The sequence below is a fragment of the Mesorhizobium sp. M0778 genome (genome assembly GCF_040320105.1).
GTDB lineage: Bacteria > Pseudomonadota > Alphaproteobacteria > Rhizobiales > Rhizobiaceae > Mesorhizobium.
Genome location: NZ_JAMYPA010000018.1, coordinates 65,370 through 82,983, shown reverse-complemented (window position 1 = coordinate 82,983; position 17,614 = coordinate 65,370). Strand labels below are relative to the sequence as shown.

Annotated in this window: 13 protein-coding genes; 7 read left to right on the top strand and 6 right to left on the bottom strand. The window is 63.7% G+C overall.

The genetic code is table 11. From position 1 onward, the window contains the following. Window positions 1–91: 91 nt before the first annotated feature. From NKI22_RS22995 to NKI22_RS22985, 3 genes are all read right to left on the bottom strand, one after another. Window positions 92–796, bottom strand: coding sequence for a DUF4760 domain-containing protein (locus tag NKI22_RS22995; RefSeq protein WP_352483605.1), 705 nt, complete (start codon window positions 794–796; stop codon window positions 92–94). Then, window positions 793–1,164 (bottom strand): hypothetical protein, encoded by a 372-nt coding sequence (locus NKI22_RS22990; protein WP_352483640.1) that lies wholly within the window; start codon window positions 1,162–1,164, stop codon window positions 793–795. The genes NKI22_RS22995 and NKI22_RS22990 overlap by 4 nt, the downstream gene beginning before the upstream one ends. A 111-nt stretch (window positions 1,165–1,275) precedes the next feature. Then, complete coding sequence (locus NKI22_RS22985) at window positions 1,276–3,477, bottom strand: caspase family protein (protein WP_352816852.1); 2,202 nt, start codon at window positions 3,475–3,477, stop codon at window positions 1,276–1,278. A 211-nt stretch (window positions 3,478–3,688) separates the two neighbouring features. On the opposite strand from NKI22_RS22985, the gene NKI22_RS22980 reads away from it, so the two are divergent. Then, a complete protein-coding gene (locus NKI22_RS22980; RefSeq protein ID WP_023721937.1) occupies window positions 3,689–4,093 on the top strand; it encodes a Fur family transcriptional regulator in 405 nt (134 codons plus the stop codon). A 229-nt stretch (window positions 4,094–4,322) separates the two neighbouring features. Here the strand turns inward: NKI22_RS22980 and polA are convergent, their stop codons facing one another. Continuing rightward, complete coding sequence (gene polA, locus NKI22_RS22975) at window positions 4,323–7,271, bottom strand: DNA polymerase I (protein WP_352958911.1); 2,949 nt, start codon at window positions 7,269–7,271, stop codon at window positions 4,323–4,325. A 445-nt stretch (window positions 7,272–7,716) separates the two neighbouring features. On the opposite strand from polA, the gene NKI22_RS22970 reads away from it, so the two are divergent. The 5 genes from NKI22_RS22970 to NKI22_RS22950 all read left to right on the top strand — a co-directional run bounded on the left by NKI22_RS22970 (window position 7,717) and on the right by NKI22_RS22950 (window position 13,476). Further along, entirely contained in the window at window positions 7,717–9,102 is a 1,386-nt protein-coding gene (locus tag NKI22_RS22970) for a M20/M25/M40 family metallo-hydrolase (protein WP_352816847.1), read from the top strand. A gap of 103 nt (window positions 9,103–9,205) precedes the next feature. Further along, window positions 9,206–9,826, top strand: coding sequence for a ribonuclease D (locus NKI22_RS22965; protein WP_352816844.1), 621 nt, complete (start codon window positions 9,206–9,208; stop codon window positions 9,824–9,826). Window positions 9,827–9,869: 43 nt separating this feature from the next. Then, a complete protein-coding gene (locus NKI22_RS22960) occupies window positions 9,870–10,121 on the top strand; it encodes a hypothetical protein (protein WP_352816841.1) in 252 nt (83 codons plus the stop codon). A gap of 289 nt (window positions 10,122–10,410) precedes the next feature. Next, window positions 10,411–12,663 carry a transglycosylase domain-containing protein gene (locus NKI22_RS22955; protein ID WP_352816839.1) on the top strand — a complete coding sequence of 751 codons (2,253 nt, stop codon included), beginning with the start codon at window positions 10,411–10,413 and terminating at the stop codon, window positions 12,661–12,663. A 60-nt stretch (window positions 12,664–12,723) separates the two neighbouring features. Continuing rightward, window positions 12,724–13,476 carry an SDR family NAD(P)-dependent oxidoreductase gene (locus NKI22_RS22950; RefSeq protein ID WP_023718933.1) on the top strand — a complete coding sequence of 251 codons (753 nt, stop codon included), beginning with the start codon at window positions 12,724–12,726 and terminating at the stop codon, window positions 13,474–13,476. A gap of 114 nt (window positions 13,477–13,590) precedes the next feature. On the opposite strand, the gene NKI22_RS22945 is transcribed toward NKI22_RS22950, so the two are convergent. Beyond that, window positions 13,591–15,363 (bottom strand): cation:proton antiporter domain-containing protein, encoded by a 1,773-nt coding sequence (locus NKI22_RS22945; RefSeq protein ID WP_352789318.1) that lies wholly within the window; start codon window positions 15,361–15,363, stop codon window positions 13,591–13,593. A 451-nt stretch (window positions 15,364–15,814) separates the two neighbouring features. Between NKI22_RS22945 and NKI22_RS22940 the strand changes: the two genes are divergently transcribed. Beyond that, on the top strand, window positions 15,815–16,312 hold the full coding sequence (locus NKI22_RS22940; protein WP_023718935.1) for a GNAT family N-acetyltransferase: 498 nt from the start codon (window positions 15,815–15,817) through the stop codon (window positions 16,310–16,312). Between the two features lie 420 nt (window positions 16,313–16,732). Here NKI22_RS22940 and NKI22_RS22935 read toward each other — a convergent pair whose 3' ends face one another. Further along, window positions 16,733–17,182 carry a baeRF12 domain-containing protein gene (locus tag NKI22_RS22935; protein WP_023718936.1) on the bottom strand — a complete coding sequence of 150 codons (450 nt, stop codon included), beginning with the start codon at window positions 17,180–17,182 and terminating at the stop codon, window positions 16,733–16,735. Window positions 17,183–17,614 lie beyond the last annotated feature (432 nt).

The window sequence follows — 17,614 nt, the reverse complement described above, 5'->3', positions numbered from 1 at the left end:
GACGCCAAATATGATCACACTTGGCTGCAAAATGCTCCAATCAAAGCCGGCGGCGGAGCATTTCCGTCGCCGGCTTTCGCATTTTCGGGGATTATCTGGATTGGGCCGGGGGTGGCGCCTGGCGGACATAGTTCTCGATTGGCAGGGCGAAGGTCGGCGAACCGGCCTTGCGCTCCTTGTCGATATAGCCGGCAAAATAGCTCCAGAACGAGGCGGCATAGTCGCGGAAATACGAGTCGGCGACCTGACGCGAGCAAAGCCTGCCTTCGACGCAGAAGGAAAGACGGTTGAGGAAATAGACGATGCGGTCGAAATTGTCGCTGAACTCGGCAAGCGGCATGTCGCCGCCGGTTGCGCTCATCGCCTCGATGCCGATGCGTTGCCGATAGACCTGTTCCTCGGTCGGCGTGGGATTGGCGCTGAGCAGATTGCCGTATTTGGCATTGAGCGTCGCCAGGCGTTGCTTGAGGGCCCGTTGCGCCTGCTGGTAATCCTTGCTTTCCCAGAGCTCGACCAGCGACATCGTCTGTTCGACACGCTTCTGCTCCTGGTTTGCCAGGAACTGGTAGACCGAAAAGATCAAGGTGAAGATGATCGCCAGCCGTACCAGCAATCCGGACCAGGCATAGACAAGCATGCGCCAGTCGCGATCGGTGAACGGGTTCGCCTCCTTCTTGACCTCGTGATTGCTCACCCAAGGCAGGCCTTCGACGGTTTCCGGCAGTGACGCCGGCTTCTTTTGCGGTACCGGCGCCGCCCCTGCCTGCTGCGTTGCGTCGCTCCCTGCTTTCGTCATCCGCAGCTGTCCAGTTCGATGATAGCTGACGGATCGAGCACGATGCCCGGCGTCTCCAGCTTCTTCTTCAGGCAATCCAGCTGCGCCCGCGAAACGATGAACTGCACGTCAGGCTCCACCTGCGGCTTGCCAGGCGACGGCAACGGCTCGACCACGCCGCGTGAGGTGCAGCTGCTGAGATCGACGACGACGGCGGTGTTGCCGGTTTTGGCGATCTGGTCGTACTGATCGAGAAAGCAACTCGCCAGTTCGGAGTTGATGACGACCTCCTTGGCGCAAAGGCCGCAGATCTCGTCCGCCGAGGCATTGGCGGCCAGCAACAGCCCGGCGACAAGGCCGGCGGTTGTTGCGCGCCACGAAAATACCATCCTGTTCACGAACGCCCTCATCCGTTCCGTTCGGCCGCCGACAGCGGCGGTCGAAGAATGTTCATTATCAGCCGATCAGGCAAGAGGCCTGGCCGGGCGCTTGATCCCGCCTCAGGCGCGCGGCACCGTCTCCATCGGGAAGATCATCACGGCGCCCTTCGATGCCTTGTCGTCGGTGAGCCGCATGGCCGACCGCGTCGCCGGCGCCATGCCGATATCGGCCAGCATATCGGAGAAACTTGGCTGTCCCAGTCCGCGCGTTACCGAGACAACCCCCGCTTGCGCCAGGAAGCTCAGGTCCTGCTTCTCGCTCTGCGGCGGCGCCTCGGTCAAGACGGCGATCATCTGCTCCATGCCGAAGCTGGTGTCGGTGAATTTGAACAGGCCTTCCTCGAGCACGGCGCCCTCGGTCAGGCGCTCGGCAAGAAAATGCTGGATGGAATAGTCGGAGCCGACATAGAGCACGTTGATGTCAACCAGGTTGGTCGAGCCGTTCCAGACCAGCACATGCACCTGATCGTCGGGCGAAACACGCGGCACCGTCGACGGCTCGATAGGCTGCAGCGCGTCACTGTCCAGACGCTTGATCCGGAACTCGACGTCGACCTCTTCCGGCCGATAATCCGAAGCGGCGGCCAGCCTCGACAGGCCGATGGCGCGGAAGATTTTCGTCAGGTTCCTGGCCGCGGCGTCGATCAGCTTTTCGCGGCCGTCCGGATGAATGACGATCAGCGGCGGCTTGCTGCCATCCTTGAGCGTCATGTCGCCCGAAGCTGGCAGGAACCACAGCGCCGGCGCGTCGGTGGCGTCTTCTGCGGCGCCGGCAATGGCATTCTCGCGCAGCACGGCGAGACGCAGATCTGCGCTCTTGCCCGGCTCGACCAGCGCGATGTGGAACCCTGAGTTCTCCCTGGCCGCCAGATCGTCGAGAACCGAGTTCGCCAGCGCAGCCTCTTTCTCGAGGCCTTTGGCCGCTGCCGGCCGCGCGACCACGAGCTTGTAGTCGACGGCGAGCTCGGCGAGCCGGGCATAGGCATTGGCGGGGATGTCAGCCAGCTTGAGCGCCGGCTTGCCGCCGAACTCGACCGGCTGGACCCGGCTCTCCAGGTTCTTTGCCGATCGCACCTGGAGATAACCAAGCGCCTCGGACAGCGGCGACAGCGCCGACGGCAAGATTGCCAGCTTGCTGCCGGGCGTGAGGCGATGCAGCAGTCCGGCGCCGATGGTGGCTTTGTCGTCCTTGACGACGATCGGCCATTGCATGACCGCATCGGTCTTGTCGGTGCCGAAGACGCGTGCGTCGAGTTCTCCCTCGAACAGCGGCGTTGGCCGGGTGCGGCCGTCCGCCGAATATTGCTGCAGCACGGCCTGGCCGAGCTGGCGGTAGGTGATGTTGGGGTTCTCGCCCAGTTTCGACAGGATGGTGAAGGTGAACAGCCCGAAACGCGGCGCATCGGCCGTGCCCCTGGGCAGCGGCATCTCAGGCGTCGTCTCCACCGTCTGCGCCGCGTAGAAGGCGACCAATTTACCCTTGGTGGTCGGCTCGGCGCCGGTCGGCGCCAGCTTAAAGGCCGGCTTGCGCTGCCCGTCCTCGTCAAAGCCGCGCGGCGCGGCCGACGCAATCCCGTCATAGGCTTTCACCGCAGCCGCCCTGGCAGCATCGTCGCCGCCGACCAGATCGGCGAACTCGACCTTGCGTTCCAGCTCGTCGTCGACCTCGGCGGCGCGCGTCGCCGTGCCGGAATGGCAGCAGTCGAATACGGCCCAGATAAAGGCGCCCTTGTCGCGGATGGCGTCGAGTGCGGTGCCGATCTCGTTGTCGACCAGCGCATTGGGCACGCCCTGTTCGCGGTTGACCCATTTGTCGATGTCGGACGGCAAGAAAATCTCGTCGAGGCCGTCGGTCTCGTCGCCCTTGGTCGCCGCGGGCTGTTGCGCGCCGTGACCGGACAAATGCAGATAGACGAAATCATCACGCTGGACCTTGGCGGCAAGATCGGCCAACGCCGCCTTGATCGCCGCATGTGTCGGCGGGCCATTGGTGCCTTCGACATCCTTGGCGAGTAGCGTAACGTTTTCGGCCAGGAATTTCACCGGCGCGGGCGTGTTTTTCAGAAGGTAGTCGCGCACCAGGCCGGCGTCGTTCTTCGGTCCGATCAGCCAGTTTTTCTTCGGCAGGTTCGGATAATCGGTGCAGGCAACAAGCAGCGCATGATAGGTGCGCGCCGCTGCGAATGCCCGAAACGGCACCAGGCCGGCGGCGGCCAGCGCGGACGTGCCGGCAAGCAGCGTCCGCCGTGTCACTTTGATCATGATTGCTTCCCCAAGCCCGATCGAATTTCCAAGCACGGCCAGCCTGGCCGAGGATTTTGTCAGTATTTTGAATATGACGCCGCCAGCCAGCCGACCACCGGCTGCGAATAGAAACAGTAGCAAAAATGGCCGTTCGTCGCTATCTCAGTGGACGAGGCCGGATTGCATGCGAACTGGCAGTGATCGGCACAGAGCGGCTTGGAACAGGATCATGGCGGCAAGGGATGTACTGACGAAGAACCAGCTTTGCGTTCTCGAGAAACTCGAGGCCGCCAGCGGGCCGCTCAGCGCCTATACGTTGCTCGACCAACTGCGCGAGCGCGGTTTTCGCGCGCCGCTGCAGGTCTACCGGGCGCTCGACACGCTGGTGAAGTCCGGCTTCGTGCACAGGCTCGAAAGCCTCAATTCCTTCGTCGCCTGTGCCGAGCCGCACGACCACAGCCATTCGATGACGGCGTTTGCCATCTGCGACAGCTGCGGCCAGGTGACCGAGTTCTCCGACCATGATGTCGGCCACCGGCTCGACGAATGGGTGCGCTCGACCGGCTTCGCCGCCAAGAAGGCGGTGATCGAGTTCCGCGGCACCTGTGCGAAGTGTTTGGCTGAGGCGGCTTGAGGGCTTACTAAGCCGCGAGATGCTGGCGGGACAGCGCCCCCCTCTGTCCTGCCGGACATCTCCCCCACATGGGGGGAGATCGGCAGCTTCAATTTCACCGCCCATTTTTGCAACGCCGACGGTTGGCGAAAGCCGGGGCGACATCCGATCTCCCCCCTTGCGGGGGAGATGTCCGGCAGGACAGAGGGGGGTGGGAAGGATCGCGACTTAGCCGGCTGCAGACGGGACGTTAATGCGCCTCTTCCCAGTTGTTGGCGGCGCGGGCGTCGACGTGCAGCGGCACCGACATCGATACCGCCGGCATGGCGGCGTTCTCCATGACGTGGCAGACGACCGGGATCGTCGCCTCGACCTCGGCTTCGGCCGTCTCGAAGACCAGTTCGTCATGCACCTGCAGCAGCATGCGGGCGGAAAGCTTCGCCTTCTCCAGCGCCTCGTCCATGCGGATCATGGCGCGGCGGATGATATCGGCGGCGGTGCCCTGCAGGCGTGCGTTGATCGAGGCGCGCTCGTTGAACGCCCGGATCGAGGGGTTTGACGATCTGATCTCCGGGTAGTGGATGCGGCGGCCGAAGATGGTCTCGACGAAGCCGTGCTCGCGCGCATAGGCCTTGGTGGCGTCGATATAGTCGCGGATGCCGGGGAAGCGCTCGAAATATTTCTTGATGTAGTCACCGGCTTCTTCGCGTGCGATCGACAGCTGGTTGGCGAGGCCAAAGGCGGAAATGCCGTAGATGATGCCGAAATTGATCGCCTTGGCACGGCGGCGCACTTCCGAAGGCATGCCCTCGACCGGCACGTTGAACATTTCCGAGGCGGTGATGGCGTGGATGTCGGCGCCGTCGGCGAAGGCCTGCTTGAGCTGCGGGATTTCGGCGACATGGGCGAGCACGCGCAATTCGATCTGGCTGTAGTCGGCGGAAACCAGCTTGTTGCCCTTGTCGGCGATGAAGGCCGTCCTGATCTTTCGGCCCTCGACGGTGCGCACCGGAATGTTCTGCAGATTGGGGTCGGAGGACGATAGCCGGCCGGTCGTCGTCGCGGCAAGCGCGTAGGAGGTGTGGACGCGCTTGGTGTCGGGATGGATGAAGCCGGGCAGGGCATCGGTATAGGTCGATTTCAGCTTGGTCAGCTGGCGCCAATCGACGATCTTGCGCGGCAATTCGTGGCCTTCGGCAGCGAGGTCTTCGAGAAGCTGCGCCGAGGTCGACCATTGGCCGGTCTTGGTTTTCGAACCGCCGGGCAGGCCCATCCTGCCGAACAGGATGTCGCCGAGCTGTTTTGGCGAGCCGATGTTGATGCGCTCGCCGACCAGCTGGTAGATCTCGTCCTCGAGCCGCGCCGCACCTTGTGCCAGTTCGCCGGAGAGCCGCGACAGGATCTGCCGGTCGACGGAGATGCCGCGTTGTTCCATCCGTGCCAGGACTGGCACCAGCGGCCGTTCCAGCCGTTCATAGACCGAGACCAGGCCCTTGGCGGCAAGGCGTGGCTTCAGCACCTGCCAGAGCCTGAGCGCGACGTCGGCGTGCTCGGCGCCGTAAGCCGTCGCCTTGCCGAGGTCGGCCTGATCGAGGCCGACGAAGTTTCTTCCCGAACCGGCCAGTTCCTTCAGCGGAATGGTCGCGTGGCCGAGCCATTTATCGGCCAGCGCCTCCAGGCCATGGCCACCATGGGTGCCGGCCTCGAGCACGTAGGAGATCAGCATGGTGTCGTCATAGGGGCCGATCTCGATGCCATGACGGCTCATGACGACGAGGCGGTATTTCATGTCGTGCACGATCTTGAGGACAGATTTGTCCTCGAGCAGCGGCTTGAGCAACGCTAGTGCGTCGCGGATCGAGATCTGGTTGTCGACCGCGCCGCCGCCGAGCAGGTCGCCATTGCCGTTTTTATGGGCAAGCGGCACGTAGGCGGCATGGCCAGGCGCGACGGCCATGGCAAGGCCGATCAGTTCGGCCCGCATCGGATCGGGCGAGGAGGCCTTAACGTCGAACGCGACGATGCCTCTCTCCATCGCCTCGGCGATCCAGACCTTCAGCGTCGCGGCGTCGCGGATGCAGGCGTAGGCGCTGGTGTCGATCTTGCGGGCGGTGGCAGCCTCCAGGCGAAGCGCCGAAAGCAGGGATGGGGTGTCGCCTTGCCTGGCTGCGGCCGGGGCTTCGAGTGCCGCTTCGTCCGACGGCGGTGCGCTCTCGGCGGCCGCGGGCAGCCCAAAACCCATATCGGGGCCATGCGCGGTATCGGCACGCTCTATTGTGACGGGAGTGGCCGCAACGTCGCCCGCGTCGGTTCCCGTCGCTTCGGCCACGCGGCGGGTCAGCGTCGAGAATTCCATGGTCTTGAGAAGGCCGATCAGCCTGGGGCCGTCCGGCGCGTGCAACACGAACTCGTCGAGCCCCTCGGTCACCGGCACGTCGTTCTTCAGCGTCACCAGGTCACGCGAGATGCGCGCCTTGTCGGCATTGGCGATGATCGATTCGCGCCGCTTGTCCTGTTTGATCTCGCCGGCGCGGGCGAGCAGCGTATCGAGGTCGCCGAACTGTTCGAGCAATTGCGCCGCCGTCTTCGGCCCGATGCCGGGCACGCCCGGCACATTGTCGACCGAATCGCCGGTCAGCGCCTGCAGGTCGATCATCTTCTGCGGCGGCACGCCCCATTTCTCGATCACCTCGGGAACGCCGATCTGGCGGTCCTTCATCGGGTCGTACATGGCAACCGTTGGGCCGACCAGTTGCATCAGATCCTTGTCGGAAGAGATGATGGTGGTGTCGGCGCCGGCTTCGCAGGCAAGCCGGCAATAGGTGGCGATCAGGTCATCGGCCTCGTAGCCTTCCGTCTCAAGGCATGGCAGGTTGAAGGCCCTGGTCGCCTGGCGGATCAGGCCGAATTGCGGGATCAAATCTTCCGGCGGCGCCGAGCGGTTGGCCTTGTATTCGGGGTAGAGGTCGTTGCGGAAGGTCTTCGACGAATAATCGAAAATCACGGCGAAATGCGTCGGCACGATGCCGACATCGGTGTTGCGGGCGTCCTGGGTCAGCTTCCAGACCATGTTGCAGAAGCCGAGCACGGCACTGGTCGGCAGCCCGTCGGACTTGCGGGAAAGTGGCGGGAGCGCGTGATAGGCACGGAAGATGTAGCCGGAGCCGTCGACAAGGAAGAGATGATCGCCTTTTTTCATGGCACGAGGGATAGCGCGGCGCAGCGCCGCGGTCCATGCCAAAGGCGGCTTGCGCCAAGGGTTCCGGCAACACCCTGACAAATGGCGTGTGAGCTTGGCCGGCCTGGCGGCTTGGCCGGAACTTTGTTCGCTCACGCCTATGTTACAAAAGTGTAATTTTTGTGCCCTTGAATCGCCACGTTCGCAGACACAGATAAACGCTATCGGCAGTTTTCGCCGAAGTCCGGAGCAAGGCCCGTCCCCCGCCTATCCCGGACACTTGCGGCAGCCTATCCCCCCTCTCCGGGCTGCCGCATCGTTTCGAGTAAGGCCGCCGTGGTTCCCCCTCCACCACGGCGGCATTTTTTTGCCTTTCGACCCGATCCTGCCCGTGGCCCAACGTTCGCGGGCTTTCCGTTTGGCCGCATGGGCTCTAGATTCGCCGCCAGAATCGAAAGGCCCGCCTATGTCCGCAGTTTCCCCTGTCCTCGACCGCCTCGACAAGAACTTCGACCAGAGCCTGGAACGCCTGTTCGGCCTGCTCAGTATCAAGTCGATCTCCACCGATCCGGACTACGCGGCCGACTGCCGCAAGGCCGCCGAATGGCTGGTCGCCGAGCTCAAGTTGATCGGCTTCGACGCCAGCGTGCGCGACACGCCAGGGCATCCGATGGTGGCCGCGCATCACGACGGGCCAGCCGGCGCGCCGCATCTGTTGTTTTACGGCCATTACGACGTGCAGCCGATCGATCCGATCGAGTTGTGGGAAAGCGACCCGTTCGCGCCGGCGGTCAAGGAGATCGAGCCCGGCCACAAGGTGATCACCGGCCGCGGCGCGGCCGACGACAAGGGTCAGCTGATGACCTTCGTCGAGGCTTGTCGCGCGTGGAAACAGGTGCATGGCGGATTGCCGTGCCGGATCACGATCCTGTTCGAGGGCGAGGAGGAGTCCGGATCGCCGTCGCTGAAACCGTTTCTCGAGGCGAATGCGGACGAGCTCAAGGCCGATTTCGCGCTGGTCTGCGACACCGGCATGTGGGACCGCGATACGCCGTCGATCTGCGTCTCGCTGCGCGGGCTGGTCGGCGAGGAGATCACGGTGACGGCCGCCGACCGCGACCTGCATTCCGGGCTCTATGGCGGTGCGGCCGCCAATCCGATCCGCATCCTGGCAAAAATCCTGGCCGACATCCACGATGAGGATGGTCACGTCACCATTCCGGGTTTCTATGACGGCGTCGAGGAAACGCCCTCGCAGATATTGCAGTCGTGGCTGTCGCTGGGCGAGACCGCCGAGACCTTCCTCGGCCCGATCGGCCTGTCGATTCCGTCCGGCGAAAAGGGCCGCTCGGTGCTCGAACTGACCTGGGCGCGCCCGACGGCCGAGTTCAACGGCATCATCGGCGGCTATACCGGCAAGGGCTTCAAGACGGTGATCGCCGCGCAAGCCTCGGCAAAAGTCTCCTTCCGCCTCGTTCGCAAACAGGATCCGGCAAAAATCCGCGCCGCCTTCCAGGCATTCGTCAGGCAGCGCGTTCCGGCCGACTGCTCGGTCGAATTCCACCCGCATGGCGCCTCGCCGGCGATCCAGCTTTCCTACGACTCGCCCTTTCTCGCCAAGGCCAAGCAGGCGCTGTCCGACGAGTGGCCGAAGCCGGCGGTGGTGACCGGCAGCGGCGGCTCGATCCCGGTGGTCGGCGATTTCCAGACCTATCTCGGCATGGAATCGCTGCTGGTCGGTTTCGGCCTCGACGATGACCGCATCCACTCACCGAACGAGAAGTACGAGATGAGCTCCTTCCACAAGGGCCAGCGCTCCTGGGCGCGCATTCTCGAGGCGCTGACACGCTGAAATTGCGTCACAATCAACTTTGTGTTGATTTTTCACCGGATCACGGCAAGGACGGGCACGGCCCGTCGCGCATCGGTGCACGGGGCCGCGACCGGAGAAGACGATGAGCGACATACGTTTCCACAAAAACGATTTGCCCGGCCTGCTGCATTACGATGTCGGGGCGGTCGCTATCGACACCGAGACGCTGGGGCTGAACCCGCATCGCGACCGGCTCTGCGTCGTGCAGATCTCACCGGGCGACGGCTCGGCCGACGTCATCCAGATCGCGCCCGGCCAGAGGAAGGCGCCGAACCTCGTCAGCCTGCTGAAGAATCGCAGCATCACCAAGCTCTTTCACTACGGCCGCTTCGATCTCGCCGTGCTCTACAACGCCTTTGGCGTCATGCCGGAGCCGGTGTTCTGCACCAAGATCGCGTCGCGGCTGACGCGCACCTACACCGACCGGCACGGGCTGAAGGACATCTGCTTCGAGCTTCTCGGGGTCGGCCTGTCGAAGGCGCAGCAATCCTCGGACTGGGCGGCCGAGACGCTGTCGCCCGAGCAGCTCGAATATGCCGCCTCCGACGTGCTCTATTTGCACCGGCTGCGCGACGTGCTGAGCGCGCGGCTGGCGCGCGACAACCGGACCAGGGAGGCCGATGCCTGCTTCCGCTTCCTGCCGACGCGTGCGAAACTCGACCTAATGGGCTGGGGTGAGGAGGATATCTTCGCCCACAGCTGATGGCCCTCTGGCACTTTAACGCCATCGGCCGGGAGGAATGGAAATGGCTGCGCGAAAACCGATCGAAACGGCACCCAAGGACGGCTCCAAGGTCACCGTCTACTGGCAGGACAGCGACGGCGTGATGAACGAAAGCATCGCGCAATACCGTTCGCTCGACCGGCTGAAGGCGGCCGGCGGCGACTGGGACGAAAGCGACGCCGGCTGGTGGGTCTATACGGACGGCCATACGCAAAAGAAGATCGAACCGATCAGCTGGCGGCCGGCCTCCGACGACCCGGACGCGGACGACTGAGGGTTGTCGCAACCGCCGACCTGAAGTGATTATTCTGAGGCGAAGCGTATTTTGTTCTTGCTTTGTGCCGGCAGCTATGCTACTAATTCCACTATGGTGCTCATTGGCGCCAACGACCCGCCTGCCGAGGCGGGTTTTTCGTTTCGGCTTTGGCGCTGTCGCGGGCCGCGCGTGCTTCGCAAGTGATTGAATACAGTTTACTTCGATTTTTCCCGACTTAACCCGCCCTTAAATCGCCGCATCTAGTCTTCAACCCGAACGCCATAGGCATGGGAAGACAGCACAGCGCATGGCGAACCGGAAAGACAGCCGCATCGAGCCCAGCTTCGAGGCATCGCCGGGGGCGAGATCCTCGGCCGGTTTTTCGGTGAGCGAGGAGGACCGCGTCGTGCCGAGCAACCGCAAAGCCGCTGCAAAGCGCAAATCGTCCAAGGCCAAGCCGTCACGCGGCGGGCGCGGCAAAGGCCGGCGCGGCGCGTTCGGCGTGCTTGGCCGGCTGTTCTACTGGTGCTTCGTGCTGGCCATCTGGGGCGGTATCGCCACTGCCGGCATCGTCGTCTATTACGGCGCGAAAATGCCGGCGGCCACCACCTGGGCCATTCCAGACCGCGCCCCCAACATCAAGATCGTCTCGGTCGACGGCCAGCTGCTTGGCAATCGCGGCATGAGCGGCGGCGAAGCCGTCGGCCTGCACGAAATGTCGCCCTACATTCCCGAGGCCGTGATCGCCATCGAAGACCGCCGCTTCTATTCGCATTTCGGCATCGATCCGATCGGCCTGTCCCGGGCCATGGTGACCAATGTGCTCGGCGGGCATTTTTCGCAGGGCGGTTCGACGCTGACCCAGCAGCTGGCCAAGAACCTGTTCCTGACACCGGACCGCACGCTGGAACGCAAGGTGCAGGAAGTGCTTTTGGCGCTGTGGCTGGAGCACAAGCACACGAAGGACCAGATCCTCGAAATGTACCTCAACCGGGTTTATTTCGGCTCCGGCGCCTATGGCGTCGAAGCGGCCTCGCGCCGCTATTTCGGCAAGAGTGCGCGCGATGTCACGCTGTCGGAGGCGGCACTTCTCGCCGGCCTGCTCAAGGCGCCGTCGCGGCTGTCGCCGGCACGCGACCCGAAGGCGGCCGAACAGCGTTCGCAGCTGGTGCTCGCCGCGATGCGCGACGAGGGCAAGATCAGCGCCAAGGAGATGACCACGGCGATGAGCGCGCCGGCGACACGCGCGCCGTCCTACTGGACCGGCTCGGAAAACTATGTCGCCGACACGATCATGGAAGAACTGCCCGACCTGATCGGCGACGTGCGTCGCGACATCGTCGTCGACACGACCGTCGACCTGACGCTGCAGAAGCTCGCCGAGCAATCGATCCGGAGGCTGATCGACCAGAGCGGCAAGAAGCTCAATGTCAGCCAGGGCGCGCTGGTGTCGATCGACAATTCCGGCGCGGTGCGCGCCATGGTCGGCGGCTATGATTATTCGACCAGCCAGTTCGACCGCGCCTCGGAGGCGCGCCGCCAGCCGGGTTCGGCGTTCAAGCCGTTCGTCTATATGGCGGCGCTGGAATCCGGCCGTACGCCCGACAGCGTGCGCAACGACGCGCCGATCAAGATCGGCAACTGGACGCCCGACAATTACGGCGGCAAATATTTCGGCAAGGTGACGCTGGCGACGGCGCTGGCAAAGTCGCTGAACTCGGTCGCCGCGCAGCTGACCATGGAAGTCGGGCCGAATGCGGTGGTCGAGGCAGCGCACCGCATGGGCATCCAGTCCGAGCTGACGGCCAACACCTCGATCGCGCTCGGCACCTCGGAAGTGACGCCGCTGGAACTGACGTCGGCCTATGTTCCCTTCGCCAATGGCGGTTATAAGCCGGACATCCATTTCATCCACCGCGTCACGACAAGCGACGGCAAGGTGCTCTACGAAAACAATGGCGGCGGCGCGCCGCGCGTCGTCAAGGCCGACATTGTCGGCATGATGAATTCGATGATGACCGGCACGGTCGAGATCGGCACTGCCAGGAAGGCGGCGTTCGCCTGGCCGGCCGCCGGCAAGACCGGCACCAGCCAGAACTCGCGCGACGCCTGGTTCATCGGCTATACCGCCAACCTCACCACCGGCGTCTGGTTCGGCAATGATGACGGCAGCGCGATGAAGAAGGTCACCGGCGGCGCCTTGCCCGCGCAGGCCTGGCACGAGTTCATGGTCGCCGCGCATGAGGGCGTGCCGGTGCGGCCGCTGCCCGGAACCTGGAAATCGACGCCGCCCGACACCGTCGTCCCGGACGAGATACCGGCCGACACGGCACCGCCGGCGCCGGTCGCGTCCGTTGGCCAATCGGCGCCGCCTGCGGCAGCTACGCAGCCCGCTTCGCGTCCCGTGCGTCCCGCCGAGACGGTCGATGCCGGCGGCTTGGCCATGCCGGGTGTCGACGGCACAACCGGATCGATCAAGCATCCGGTGCCGCCCGGCAATGTCGGCGGCCCGGTCAAGAAGCGGCAGACCTCGATCCTGGACATTCTGACAGGCGGCTGAACGACAGGCCCCTCGCCACCGCTGCCGCGTTCCGCTACATCTCCCGCTTGGAGACGCGACATGGCTGAACCCGACACCAGAAAAACCATCGTGCTGACCGGCGCCAGCCGTGGCATCGGCCATGCCACGGTCAAGCGCTTTTCACGCGAAGGCTGGCGCGTCATCACCTGCTCGCGCCAGGCCTTTGCCGAGGACTGCCCGTGGCCGGCCGGCCCGGAAGACCACATCAAGGTCGATCTCGCCGACCAGGAAGATGTCGGCATCGCCATCTCCGAGATCCGCCACCGGCTCGAGGCCCATGGCGGGCAGTTGCACGCGCTGGTCAACAATGCCGGCATCTCGCCGAAGCTCAAGGACGGCAACAGCCGCATGAACTCGATCGACACGCCGATGCATGTCTGGCGCGACGTCTTCCAGGTGAATTTCTTCGCGCCGATCATGCTGGCGCGGGGCCTGTTCAAGGAGCTGGCGTCAGCCAAGGGTTCGATCGTCAACGTCACCTCGATCGCCGGCACCCGCGTGCATCCTTTCGCCGGCACCGCCTACGCGACCTCGAAGGCGGCACTCGGCTCGCTGACGCGCGAGATGGCGCATGATTTCGGTCCGCACGGCATTCGCGTCAACGCCATTGCGCCGGGCGAGATCGACACCGCGATCCTGTCGCCGGGCACGGAAAAAATCGTCGAGACCATTCCGCTGAGGCGGCTCGGCACCACCGCGGAAGTCGCCGACATCATCTTCTTCCTGTGCTCGCAGCAGGCGTCCTACGTGACCGGCTCAGAAATCCACATCAACGGCGGCCAGCACGTTTGAGCGGTTGGTTTTGATCAATCGTTGACGCTGCCCCTCATCCCCCTGCCGGGACCTTCTCCCCGTGAAGAACGGGGAGAAGGGGCTTGACCGCTACGCTGGCGGGGCAGCGCAGGCTTAGGCTGCCGTGGGCGCTTTCGGTGCTGCCAAAACCTCCTCGACGATCCCGCGGGCGATCTCGCGTTCACCCATGATGACGGTGTCGGCACCAAGGCCCTTGAGGTGCTCGACCTCGGCATCGGAATGGGCGCGGGCGATGATCTCGATTGTCTGATTGGCGGCGCGGGCGCGCAGCACGACCTGCCCGGCCTCGAAGGCGTTGGGGATGGCCAGGATCAGCCGCTTCGCGCCCTCGGCATTGGATGCGGCGAACACGTCGCCATTCGCCGCGTTGCCGGCCACGGTTTCGACGCCTTCGGCCTTGAGCTTCGCCAACGTCTTGTCGGCATCCTCGATGACGAGGAAGGGCAGGGCGGCCTGCTTCAGCGACGCGCCGACGAGGCTGCCGACGCGGCCGTAGCCGATCAGGATGGTGTGGCCGGTCAGCCTCGTCCTGGGCGGCGGGCCATCCTCCTTCGCGGGCGCCGCGACCGAAGCCACCTGGCCGGGTTCGGTCGCCGGGCCGATCGGCCTTGCTTCGCCGGACGGCGCCGTCCTGCCGGCGCGTGCTTCCAGCCAGGGTTTCATCCGGTCGGCGGCAAGAAACATCAGCGGATTGAGGACGATCGACAGGATGGCGCCGGCGAGGATGAGGTCGCGGCCTTGTTCGGGCAGCAGTTTCAGCCCGACGCCGAGTTCGGCCAGGATGAACGAGAATTCGCCGATCTGGGCAAGGCTTGCCGAAATCATCAATGCCGTTGCGACCGGATAGCGGAAAACGACGACGATGACGAAGGCTGCCAGCGACTTGCCGATAACGATGATGGCCAGCGTCGCCAGGATCGGCCAGCCATTGCTGATCAGGCTGAACGGGTCGAACAGCATGCCGACCGAAACGAAGAACAGCACGGAAAAGGCGTCGCGCAGCGGCAGCGATTCCTCGGCCGCCCGATGGCTGAGCTCGGATTCGCTCATGATCATGCCGGCGAAGAAAGCGCCGAGAGCCAGCGACACGCCGAACAGCTTGGCCGCGCCGAAGGCGACGCCAAGCGCAATCGCAAGCACCGCCAGCCGGAACAGTTCGCGCGATCCGGTATGGGCGACGTAGTGCAGGATCCAGGGGATAAGCCGGCGGCCGACCACCAGCATGACCACGACAAAGGCCGCGACCTTGGCCAGTGTGATGCCGACGACGCCCCAGACGCCGTAGCTCGCCGGCAGCGACAGCAGACCGCCGGAGTGCACCCCCACCTGCTCCTGGCCGCCGAGCACGCCGGCCAATGCCGGCAAAAGCACCAGCGCCAGCACCATCGCCAGATCCTCGACGATCAGCCAGCCGACAGCGATGCGGCCACGCTCGGTCTCGATCAGCCGCCGCTCCTGCAGCGCGCGCAACAGCACCACGGTCGAGGCCACGGAAAGCGCCAGGCCGAAGACCAGCCCGGCGCCCATCGACCAGCCGAGCATCCAGGCGAGGCCGGCGCCAAGGGCTGTCGCGAAGCCGATCTGCACGATGGCGCCGGGCACGGCGATGGCGCGGACCGACAACAGGTCCTTCAGCGAGAAATGCAGGCCGACGCCGAACATCAGCAGGATGACGCCGATCTCGGCCAGTTCATTGGCGAGGCCGGCATCGGCAACGAAACCCGGCGTGTTCGGTCCAACCAGAACGCCGGCGATGAGATAGCCTACCAGCGGCGGCACGCGAAAACGGTTGGCAAGTGCGCCGAAGACGAAAGCCAGCCCCAGACCGGCAACGATGGTGGCGATAAGGGGCGTGTCATGCGGCATTGTCTATGGAGCGCCTTCAGGAATTGCCATGTCGGACGTGCGCCGCCCGAAAGCCGCCGCCTCGGCAGTATGGGGGCTCGGACAGTCGCGAGACAACCCGCAATCCCCATGAAATCGATGGCAAAGAAGCAAAAGGCAAAGAGCCGGTAAGCGTTGCCACCCGGCGCGGCCTGCTCTAGGCAGGCGATTGATACGGAAAAGGGCTTATCCCGTTCGCGCAGGCAGACGCTGCTAATTGTGCATTGATAGAACTGGGATTCATCCGTTAGCAGACCGAAGCGGTCCTCGGGATGGAAGATGGGTGCGACGCATCAGGCACGATTCGCCAACCCGTGTCCTGTCAGATCGTGGCAGCCTCCTACTGCGCCACAGGCGTTTTTGAAGCCGGGCGCTTGCGGATGAGACAATCTTCGACAAAGACTTTGGGAAAGCGGAGAACCTTGGAGGAAGTATGGTTGAAATCGCCAATACAGCCGCAGAGCACATTGAGAGTTTCCATGCGGCTCTCGACGTTGTCGCGCGGGAGCGAAAATACCTGACCATGCTTGAAGCGTTCCCGCTTCCTGAGACACGCGATTTCGTTTTGAATATGATTAAGCAGCGAAACCCGCATATCGTGGCGACGGAAGGAGACCGCGTTGTGGGATGGTGCGACATCACCCGCCATTTCTTTCCATCTCACGCTCATCGCGGAAGTTTAGCGATAGGAATCATACCCGATTATCGTGGACAAGGATTGGGCCGTCGCCTTATCACCGCCGCCTTAGAAAAGGCTCGGCAAGAAAACTTCGTTCGCGTTGAACTCTCGGTGCACGCCGATAATAGCCGGGCCATAACGCTGTATGAGAAAACTGGTTTCGTTACGGAAGGTGTCCTCAGGCGTAGCGTTTGCATTGATGGTCGCTATGTCGACACCATCTGCATGGCCGTGATGCTCGACGGTCAATGACGATGCTGGCGCATCCCGACCGACAGTACGTTTTGTCGCCGTGATCCGGCCCCCGGTCAGCTTTGAACCGATTGGAACGTGGCGAAGGAGGCCCATTTCGACATCTTCCGGAGCGAGGCTTGGAGGGTGAACGTGCCGCCTTGTGTTTCTCTCCTCACCCTTGCGTCGGGGTGGGAGGGCGGAACGCTGCCCCTCATCCGCCTACCGGCACCTTCTCCCCGTAAGTGACAGGGAGAAGGGGCTTGGACGCAACGCTGGCAACCCCCTCTCCCCGTCTTTCACGGGGGGCCGAAGGACGGGCGAGACAAGCGGCTCGCCCCGGAATGGGTAAGGGTGAGGGGCAGCACAAACCTGATGCGATTGCCCTGGGCTGCTTCAGCCTCACGATCAATAAGGAATGTACGCACCGCCGATGCCCGATCAGGTCGCCTGCAGCAGGCTCTCGATATCGGGTATGCTGTGGTTGGTCAGCGTCTTTGGAATTTCGGCCGTTATCTTGTCGGTGACCTCCTTGTGCAGTTTCCGGCGCATGTCGCCCAGCACTGGCGGCGGTGCGATCAGCACGATCTCCTTGAAGGTGCCGCGATGCGCGAGCTTGTAGAGCCGGTCGGCAATCTCGTCGGCAAAACGCTCCTTGCCGAGGCGGTGCCAATCGGTGTCCTCGACCGCACTGCGGTGGACGGAAGGGCCGTCGCTGTAGCGGCCGGGGCGGTCCGTGCCTTGCTCTCGGGTTGCCGGATTTTCCTGCTCCATCTCGTGCACGACCTGAAGGTCGGGATATTGGACGTCTCCACGGTTCTCGAGGAACAGCGCCTTTTCGCCATCTGCCACCACGATCCACAGTCCGCGTTTCAGTCTGACGTTGCTCATGGGGCGCTCCTTTTTGATTTTTCAAGCCCATAGCCGGGCCTTTGCCGCAGGGGCATGACCGGGCTTGGCCCTATAGAGCAAACGCGTGCCGAGGCGTGAATGTTCCGGTACTCGGACCCGGTATCTCCGACAGGAGCCGGCGAGAGCGCCAGGCTGTCTTTGATGGCTCGGCTGGCATGCGGCGCCTTTAATCTACTAAATTGGTAGAAATTGGAAAAATCTGTTTTGTGGCTGGCTCGGCAAGCCGCTAGAAAGGCAGCGGATCAAGGGCCGCAACAGCAGCTTCAATCCGCTCCGCATCTGAATGTGGAATATTTTTCTCTTGGCCGTTATGCTTGCAGAAAAGAGATTGCCTGCTACGAAGCGATGCGCGAGTGGGTGCCTTCTGGTTTTTCGCGCCCCCGCGTAGAACTGGCAAACGGTTCCAGGATT

Bases quoted from the DNA above. Each gene is read 5' to 3' on its own strand.
- NKI22_RS22970 (WP_352816847.1), top strand. From the start codon at position 7,717: ATGTCCGCAGTTTCCCCTGTCCTCGACCGCCTCGACAAGAACTTCGAC.
- NKI22_RS22980 (WP_023721937.1), top strand. From the start codon at position 3,689: ATGGCGGCAAGGGATGTACTGACGAAGAACCAGCTTTGCGTTCTCGAG.
- NKI22_RS22955 (WP_352816839.1), top strand. From the start codon at position 10,411: ATGGCGAACCGGAAAGACAGCCGCATCGAGCCCAGCTTCGAGGCATCG.
- NKI22_RS22965 (WP_352816844.1), top strand. From the start codon at position 9,206: ATGAGCGACATACGTTTCCACAAAAACGATTTGCCCGGCCTGCTGCAT.
- NKI22_RS22960 (WP_352816841.1), top strand. From the start codon at position 9,870: ATGGCTGCGCGAAAACCGATCGAAACGGCACCCAAGGACGGCTCCAAG.
- NKI22_RS22950 (WP_023718933.1), top strand. From the start codon at position 12,724: ATGGCTGAACCCGACACCAGAAAAACCATCGTGCTGACCGGCGCCAGC.
- NKI22_RS22940 (WP_023718935.1), top strand. From the start codon at position 15,815: ATGGTTGAAATCGCCAATACAGCCGCAGAGCACATTGAGAGTTTCCAT.
- NKI22_RS22945 (WP_352789318.1), bottom strand. From the start codon at position 15,363: ATGCCGCATGACACGCCCCTTATCGCCACCATCGTTGCCGGTCTGGGG.
- NKI22_RS22935 (WP_023718936.1), bottom strand. From the start codon at position 17,182: ATGAGCAACGTCAGACTGAAACGCGGACTGTGGATCGTGGTGGCAGAT.
- NKI22_RS22990 (WP_352483640.1), bottom strand. From the start codon at position 1,164: ATGGTATTTTCGTGGCGCGCAACAACCGCCGGCCTTGTCGCCGGGCTG.
- NKI22_RS22985 (WP_352816852.1), bottom strand. From the start codon at position 3,477: ATGATCAAAGTGACACGGCGGACGCTGCTTGCCGGCACGTCCGCGCTG.
- NKI22_RS22995 (WP_352483605.1), bottom strand. From the start codon at position 796: ATGACGAAAGCAGGGAGCGACGCAACGCAGCAGGCAGGGGCGGCGCCG.
- polA (WP_352958911.1), bottom strand. From the start codon at position 7,271: ATGAAAAAAGGCGATCATCTCTTCCTTGTCGACGGCTCCGGCTACATC.